The 7,747-nt window shown below is 52.2% G+C and carries 7 protein-coding genes and 1 pseudogene; 3 read left to right on the plus strand and 5 right to left on the minus strand.

Annotated elements, in window-relative coordinates; genetic code table 11:
- From KOR42_RS25265 to KOR42_RS25275, 3 genes are all read left to right on the plus strand, one after another.
- Positions 1–1,188 (plus strand): substrate-binding domain-containing protein (locus tag KOR42_RS25265; protein ID WP_231741125.1); only part of this gene is annotated, 1,188 nt, incomplete at its 5' end.
- Positions 1,189–1,304: 116 nt separating this feature from the next.
- A complete protein-coding gene (locus tag KOR42_RS25270; RefSeq protein ID WP_197441584.1) occupies positions 1,305–2,225 on the plus strand; it encodes a YybH family protein in 921 nt (306 codons plus the stop codon).
- A 64-nt stretch (positions 2,226–2,289) separates the two neighbouring features.
- Positions 2,290–4,317 (plus strand): tetratricopeptide repeat protein, encoded by a 2,028-nt coding sequence (locus tag KOR42_RS25275; RefSeq protein WP_197441585.1) that lies wholly within the window; start codon positions 2,290–2,292, stop codon positions 4,315–4,317.
- A gap of 486 nt (positions 4,318–4,803) precedes the next feature.
- Here the strand turns inward: KOR42_RS25275 and KOR42_RS25285 are convergent, their stop codons facing one another.
- The 5 genes and pseudogenes from KOR42_RS25285 to KOR42_RS27580 form a co-directional block, all read right to left on the minus strand.
- Positions 4,804–5,628 (minus strand): porin, encoded by an 825-nt coding sequence (locus tag KOR42_RS25285; protein WP_146512588.1) that lies wholly within the window; start codon positions 5,626–5,628, stop codon positions 4,804–4,806.
- A gap of 907 nt (positions 5,629–6,535) precedes the next feature.
- Positions 6,536–6,877, minus strand: a complete 342-nt coding sequence (gene tnpB / locus KOR42_RS25290) for an IS66 family insertion sequence element accessory protein TnpB (protein ID WP_146512589.1) — start codon at positions 6,875–6,877, stop codon at positions 6,536–6,538.
- Between the two features lie 240 nt (positions 6,878–7,117).
- Positions 7,118–7,441, minus strand: coding sequence for a DDE-type integrase/transposase/recombinase (locus KOR42_RS25295; RefSeq protein WP_231741126.1), 324 nt, complete (start codon positions 7,439–7,441; stop codon positions 7,118–7,120).
- Positions 7,418–7,510 (minus strand): annotated as a pseudogene (locus KOR42_RS27705) (hypothetical protein); the annotation flags it as partial. The gene KOR42_RS25295 and the pseudogene KOR42_RS27705, both read right to left, overlap by 24 nt.
- 36 nt (positions 7,511–7,546) lie before the next feature.
- Positions 7,547–7,747: hypothetical protein (locus KOR42_RS27580; RefSeq protein ID WP_231741127.1), on the minus strand; the 201-nt coding region annotated here is incomplete at its 5' end.

Here is a 7,747-nt window from a genome sequence, read left to right on the forward strand (position 1 = left end):
CACCTGGAGGTCTTAATTATGAGTACGAACAGACGCGACTTTTTGAAATACACCGGATACTTGGGGGCGGCGACCGCTGCGGGATCCATTCCGGAAAATTCGGCGACTGCGGAAGAGCCCTCGAAGAAGAAAGAGGTTAAAAAACGTCTTGGACCACACGGCAAAGGCGTCCCAATCACAATCGCTGGTTACGATTACAATCGAGTGAAAGCCTTGGCCGAGGGGGCTGTGACCGTGGAAGGTTGCTCGCATCAGTTTGAAGTGACCAGCATCGGACCTCTCAACGAACATGCGTTTTATGGAGAGAAATCACGTGACGTTACCGAGATCGGGCTGATCCCGTATCTATTGGCCTTTGCAAACGGCGGCTTTCGCGATTACGTCTTGTTGCCTATTCCGCTTTTGCGTCTCTTCCGCCACAAAAGCATCTACGTTCGCACGGATCGCGGAATCAAAACACCGCAGGATTTACGCGGTAAAAAAGTGGCGACCGTGGGCTATTCCTCGTCCGGTCTCACCCATGTCCGGGGTTTTCTCAAGGATGAATATGGCGTCAAACCGGATGAGATCCACTGGATTTCGACAACGAAGGACTCTGGATCGAATTTAACGGGGGAGACCGCGTCCCGTTGGGAGAAAGTTGAGCCAAAAGGTCTCAAGATTGATGCTGCTCCCGAAGGGGAAGACGATTCTTCGTTGCTATTGAAGGGAGAAGTTGATGCCATTTTCCATCCTGCAGAACCGAAGATCTATCAGGATCGAAATCCGCTTGTAGAGCGTTTGTTCAAAGACCACCGTTCTGTCGAACAAGCCTACTTCAAGAAGACCGGGCTGTTTCCGATCATGCATTCGGTCGCCGTTCGGGTCAAGACTATCCAACAGCATCCGTGGTTGCCCAAAGCCGTATTCAAAGCCTATTCCCAGGCCAAACAGATCGATTACTCCCACATGCGGAACTGGGGTTGGGCGATGGATTCGCTGCCGTGGTATGGCCAGGAGTTCAACAACACCCGCGAACTGATGGGGGACAACTTCTACCCTTATGGTTTGAAGGCGAGCGCTCCATCTTACGAGAAAGCAATTGAGTACGTCTACGATCAAGGGCTAAGTAAACGCAAACTTTCGATCGATGAATTATTCGAACCGTCCACGGTCGATCTTGTCGACGAATCATCAGGCCAATTGTAGGGTAGTTTCACGATTTCACAACAAGATGAGGCAACGCATCATGATGCGTGTGGAACCCTGGATAAATCGCATCAAACCGTTTTAGCAGACAAATACCCATGAAAGAATTCACGACGATGAGGCGACTACACATTTCTTTCGCACTCGCTGCATATATGTCGGTGACCGCGAATCTTCCTGCAGTGAACGCACAAGCGAAAACCCAAAAGTCGACTACGGAAACAGAAGTCGTTTTAAGTTCTGCCAGGCAGTTCGTCAAAGAGTTCAATGCCCACAATGTGGACAAGCTTCTCAGCATGTATGCTCCAAAGGCAGAAATCATTCAAAGAGACGGATCGCGACAGATCGGAACAAAAGAGATTCGAGGTAGCTTTACGACTTACTTCGAGCAGAACCCTGAGGCTCAGATTGCTGTGCGGTTGGAATCGGTCAAAGAACTGACACCAAACCTCGCTCTGGAAGAAGGGACGGTGACATTGTTTGATGACGGCAACACGGCCAGTTATGTCAGCAGCTACATCCTGCTGCATTCTAAAGTCGAAGGTATGTGGAAGATTGCCGTATCAAAAGTGACGGAAGATGAAATACTCGACCGGCAGAACGCCCTTGATCAGCTTGCGTGGATGGAAGGAGAGTGGATCGATGAGGGAGCCACAAGTTCGATTTACTGGAATTGCCAGCGGAGCGAAGACGGTAACTACTTGCTTCGCAGTTTCGACATTCGATTCGCCGATGGACGGGTCGCAAAAGGGACCCAAAGAATTGGTTGGGATCCAGTTCAGAGCCGAATTCGATCTTGGGCTTTTGATACAAGCGGAGGATTTGCTGAAGCGACATGGAGTCAGGTCGGTGAAGTTTGGGTGAACAAGTCGACGGGCTACCAGCCCGATGGGACGGCAGTTTCGGCCACGAATTATGTTATCCCGATCCGCGGCGACCGCTACTTACTGCGATCTGTCGAAAGAATTGCGGGCAACGAGAAAGCTGACGATGTGGAAGCGGTTGTCGTTCGACGCGGCCCGAAGCCCGCGAAGTAGACCCGTTGTAAAGATCAGGACTCTCTATCAAAGTTGTTCAAGCAAATACAAAGCAGGAAATCTGATGAAACATTTTTCACTCATGGTTTTGTCCGCAATACTGGCGTTTGGACTAGTGGTTGACGAAATTGATGCTCGCGGTCCTCGTGGCGGTGGTGGTGGTGGTGGGGCGTCAAGACCAACGCCCAGTCGGTCACCTTCCTCAACGCGCCCTTCCAGTCCCAGCCGACCTTCTGGGGGAGGATTGACACCGTCACAAAGTCCTGGATTCAGCCGTCCCAGCAGCCCTTCCAGCCATCCAGGTACGCCTTCCAGTCGCCCAAGTTCGCCTTCCAGTCGTCCAGGGAATCCATCAAGCCGACCAGGCGGAACGTCCCCAGCAACCCGCCCCGCGAATCCTTCCCTGACACCGGGAAACCGTCCGAACATCGCACCTGGTCAACGTCCTGGGATCGGTCAACTCCCTTCATCCCGACCGATTCCAGGTGTCCCGCCGCAAGGTTCTGGCCAGTTGCCGGGACAACGACCGGGACAACTTCCTAATGAACGCCCCGGTACGTTGCCGGGTTCACGGCCCGGCCAAAGGCCCAACGAACGCCCAACGTTTGGTCAAGGAAACGGTCCAGGTCAACGTCCGAACGAACGCCCCGGTACGTTACCCGGGTTTTCACAGAACGACCGAGTCTCGGATCGACGTGATGTACGTGGAGACCGCCTGAGTAACCGACAGGAAACCACGCTCAATCGGCAGGAGAATCGAGCGACGACTCTCGAAGGCCGACGTGATGGTTTTCAGGACCGATTAGATTCCCGCCAAGATAGTCGGACGGAGCGTTCTGAAAATCGTCAGGACAGTAGAACCGATCGTGTCGATTTAAGGCAAGATGGACGGTCGGACCGCCTCGATTCTCGCCAGGACTTTCGACAAGATGCACGCCAGGATTGGCAAAACTACCACGATCGCCACAACTGGCATCACTATGGATGGCACCATGGGCATCATTATTATCCGGGGATTCGCGGCGACTACTGGAAGCATATGTTCGGCAACTATCCGGTTGCGTCAACTTTGCACTGGACCCGCCGAATCGTCAATCGTTCAGCTTGGCGGCTCGGTTACTGGGGGTACTCCAATCCCTACTATGCCGGTGGAAGTTCCTACGCAACATCGGGCGGTGAAAGCTATAGCTACGAAGAACCTTTAATTGTGGAATCCCCTCCGGAACAACCTGCCGAGGAAACGGCGGTTGCTTCGAATACGAGTGCGGGCGAAGTCGAATATCCCCCTGGTGTTACCAAGAAAGGAATGGACCTGTTCGACGAAGCGCGAAATGCCTTTTACGCCGGAGACTGGGAACTCGCACTCACGAAGGTGACGGCGACTCTGCAGGAAATGCCACGGGACGCAGTTGTTCATGAATTCCGTTCACTGGTGCTGTTCTCGTTGGGGCGTTATGACGAATCGGCAGAAGCCATTTATGCCGTCCTGGCCGTGGGACCGGGTTGGGACTGGACAACGCTCAGCAGCCTGTATGGTTCTGTCGACGACTACACTAAACAGCTCCGAGCTCTGGAAGACTTCGCGAAATCGAATCCCAAATCGTCTTCGGCGCAGTTCCTCTTGGCGTACCACTACGCTACCGCCGGGCATGACGAAGATGCGGCGAAACAGTTTCGGCTGGTCTTGGAGCTAACGCCCAACAATGAAGTTGCATTGGATCAGTTGTCTCAGTTCGAAGGTCCTCAAGCCATTGAGAAATACACGAAGCTGCCCGACTCGGCGACTGATCAAACCGAAAGCCCGACTGTTGACGAGAATGCCATTATTGGAACCTGGGTGGCCGTCAGTGGTAGTTCTAAATTCGAAATGGGCATTCAGAAAGACGGTCGCTTCCTTTGGAAATTCTCGATCGATGGCAAAGAGCAGGAAGCCGCTGGGGTCTACGTCCTGGATGGGAATGTCCTCGCTGTTGAGCTGGACACAGGTGATACACTGGCAGCCGAGGTTACGATCACCGATTCGCAGTCTCTAGACTTCAAGCTGATTAGCTATCGGGCCGACGAACAACCGATGAAATTCAGTAAACGTTAGTTCTTGAAGGACAGGTATCCGAGGGGCGTTCACGCGTCCCCGTGGTCTCCATGCCGACAAATCAAAACGAAAATTGGATTTGTGATCGACAAAACCAGCCAACATCTCCGGGTGCAACGTCGAGCGCGGCAGAGTTGATCGGCCCACGTGTCAGATAGCTGACATCGAACGTGAATTTTGCGTGCTGATCGCGAAAGTACCACACTAGGCCTCCGGCGATCTCATCTGCACTTTCATCGTTTTGCCCAAGAGTTCCCGAATTACCAACGACACGGGACCAACGTGTAATGAATTGTAGCTTTCGCGGTACGACAAACTTACCGAGCTGTAACCACAGTCCATGGTCAAACAATTGCGGTACGTCTGCGCCCTTGAATTGGTCAATCGTACGAAAGTAATACTCGGACGTGAATGACCAACCCTGGTACTTGAGCGAATAGTCCACTGCAAACAAATTGACTGTGTATTCACTGACTGGCATCATATTCACCAGCAGAAGGTCTGAAAGCCGTCCACGCGAATACGACCGAATTCGGTACTACCACTTTGGTCGATCGTTGAATTCGCAAATGCTGCACCGATCCGCGTTGCCGGATGTTTGTGGTAATCAAAGTCGGCTAGTTGCTCTTCACCCCATTTTCCTGTGGGATAGGCAATAATACGCCCAGAGTAGGCGAAGTTATCATCGAGAGTACCGCTACTTCCTGTTTCTGCACCACCAGTCACCAGTCCATTGAATATGGCGAATTCCCACTCCACAGGGACAACGCCGTACTCATTGCGACCGTTAAGGCCCCAACCAAGACTTCGATTCACATCGAAAAACGTGCTGGAAACAGAACGATCTGAAAACTCCAATTGTCGACCGGAAAGATACCGGGCCAGCGAAAAGGGCATCTTCCATTTTCCGGTTCGAAATCCTAGACGCCCCGGTTCTAACCCAAACCCGCGACGACCGACATCCAGCTGCAAATAATAGTCAAGGAGCCGAAGGTCATCACCGCTGCTGCTTCGACCGTCCAATTGAATGTAGTAGCGAAAATCTGGTGTAAACGCTGAGCCGGAAAAAATGAGTCGAGCACGTTTCAATTGAAACTGATTCTGATCATTCCCGGCATTCAGTTCGGAGATGGTATGCCGAAGCTGTCCCCAGCCGTTCAGGGTAAGCCGGAACGGAAATCGATCTGCTCCAAGCTTAACTGGCTGGTCACTGGCGATGACAAAACCGCGATCGTACCCTACGCGGGTGTGATTGATCCAATTGCTGTCGGGGCCTGTCGAACCAATCGTAGGGTGGGGAAGATCCCTCAAGTCCTCTCGTCGGCAAAAGAACGGGCTGGTCCTCTAATCCGACATCCTCAAGTGTTGATGCCAACAGAGAAATTTGGTCGAATAGCCGAATTTCCTCAGCTTCGGTACAGTTTGAAGAAACCCAATTCAACAAAACGAGGAGCAAGATCCCCCAAAGCTTCAACGATGTCCATATTTGATCAACAAACATCTGGACTCCGGGATGCGAAGGAGGAATAGACACGTTATTGGGATTCAACCATCGCATCGGTGTTGAGGGAAGGCTGAATTAGGATAGGAGTATTGGAAGGGGTGGGAAAAATAACACCCCGTCAAATTTTCCGCAAGATCATATTACGACATCATCAATCTTAAAACGCGAATAGCAAAAGCGCTTCAGTAGAATACGAGCGCACAACAAGCAGTGTGTGACCTGGACACCTTTCGCATCACTCTGGCTACTTGTTCAGACGCCAATGCGTATTCGGAGCAAAGCGAATTGCTGGAGACTGCATCAGCTTCAGCGGCGAACGATCTCAGTAAATTACTGAAGTGTCAATTCTGGAGGCACACCGCCGTCCGTTGGGGATCTTCGCTGCCTCCCCAGACTACCCATTCTCACCAGGCTCGAACTCAGGCTAATCCTTGGCGGTTGATGTGTAGACGTCAGTAGTGCGACTAACGGGTGCAAAATCCTTGAAGCCATGCACTGGTCAAATCTTTTGATTTCCTAGGTGTTCTTCTGCTTCTGCAATTCATCATCGCGTTGTGCAGCAAGTAACAACTGCCGCAGTTCTTCGACGGTTGCGGGCAGAGATGGAAGGTTGTCCTGACTCATACCCTGACTACGTCATGAGGCGTTGTCGTGTTCGAATAAATCCGGTAATCAACGTGATGTTTTCTGATATCGCTTTCGACGTTCTACACTTCACAGATCGATACGGTCATGCAGCAGCGACAGCTCCTGATGCGATATTTCAGCAGGCGACGTCGTGTCTGTGGGCGAAGCGCCAACCCTGGTTTTCACATTCGTTGGAAACTGCCACGTCCCTTTCTCCAGACGCTTGTACCAGATTGCCAGTCCATCGCGATCCCAGTACAGAATCTTCAGCCGATCACGATTACGGTTGCGAAACAGAAACAGATGTCTGCTGGTTGGATCCTGTTTCATCAGGTCCCGAGCTATCCCGCACAACCCATCGAAGCTGCGTCGCATGTCGGCTGGCTGGGTGCAGACGAACACGCGCAGGGAACCGGTCAGACTGATCACTGCTGTCCTCCCTGGCGCATCAGTTCAGAAACAACCGTGCGAACCGCATCCTGCTCAGCCACTCGAACGATGGCGCCGCACGGAAGATCAACTTCCACGATCGCAGCCATCGACGATCATGCGGACACCGCCAGTGACACGAACGTCGGCGACGACGATTCCATTTGATCCGCCAGCTGCCGCCGCCGCACATAGAACGCGTTCTTTGATACTGGAATGCCTGAGTTCTTTGGTCCAGTCTTAATGAGAGTCAGGTTTGTAGGGACGTGTACTGCTGGAACGGAGGCTGAGGCAGTGCCGAAGCACAAGCGATTCAGTCATGTCGTTTGCCAGATGCCAGCCGATTATTTTTCGTGAATAAAGGTCCATCAGCATCGCCAGGTAACAGAACGTGCCGTCTTGAATAGAGATGTAATTGATGTCACCGACCCAGATCTGATTGAGGCGGGTAGGTTCGTCAGTGTCGAGCAACAGGTTCGGTGAATAGCCCAAGCGGTGTCGACTGTCAGTCGTTTTTGGAACGAACGACTTTGGCTGAATTGCTTTCAAATGCAGTGTTTTCATGATACCTGAGACCCTCCTTCGACTACACATGTGTCCCAGTTTCCTGAGGTCTTCGACGATCCTTCGAGTCCCGTATTGTCGAGTTCCCCCATCTCATCAATGGCATCAATGAGTCGACCGATGGTGTAATCCACGAGCAGCAATGTCATACATCAGGGCAACGAGTCGCTCCTTCGATGTGTAGACATCGGTTAGAAAACGTAGCGCTCGACGGGCGAAAAACGGAGCGCTGTTGTTGATAAGGAACCCGGTGGAGGGATGTGAGCGTCTCGGCCGGGAGTGTCGGTACAGGTTATTTCGTCTTTG

The organism is Thalassoglobus neptunius (assembly GCF_007859735.1).
In the GTDB taxonomy this organism is placed as follows: domain Bacteria; phylum Planctomycetota; class Planctomycetia; order Planctomycetales; family Planctomycetaceae; genus Thalassoglobus; species Thalassoglobus neptunius.